Consider the following 369-nt stretch of genomic DNA (forward strand, 5'->3'; position numbering starts at 1 on the left):
CCACTATCAGCACCTTTGACCCTGCACTGTTTATTTGCAGCTAGTCACTTATTGTTTGTCAAAGAGATAGAGCAAAATCCATTGAATCAGTCAGAGCATTTAGTGCTGACCATTGGCTTTCAGTGGAGCCAAACGTTAATGAAAAGCGAGTTGTTTGAGTCACTAACTGCTGACAGTAAGCAGCAGTGCCAACTACTGCAAACCATCAACAGCCAGCTTGAAAAAGTGCGCTTAGATAAACGTAAATCTAGCCGTAACATGGGCAGTTAATACCAAGCAAACCAAGAATAAAAAAGCCCGCAGCTGATTAAGCTGCGGGCTTTTTATTATTATGTTCATTCTCTAGCGGTATAAACGCGTCTCTTTTGG

1 pseudogene is annotated in these 369 nt (G+C 42.0%); it reads left to right on the forward strand.

Going from position 1 to position 369, the window contains the following annotated elements:
* Nucleotides 1–270 (forward strand): annotated as a pseudogene (locus AB4238_RS21975) (hypothetical protein); the annotation flags it as partial.
* Between the last annotated feature and the right edge of the window lie 99 nt (nt 271–369).

Origin of the sequence: Shewanella sp. 10N.286.45.A1, from assembly GCF_041470405.1 — a bacterium.
Classification (GTDB): domain Bacteria; phylum Pseudomonadota; class Gammaproteobacteria; order Enterobacterales; family Shewanellaceae; genus Shewanella.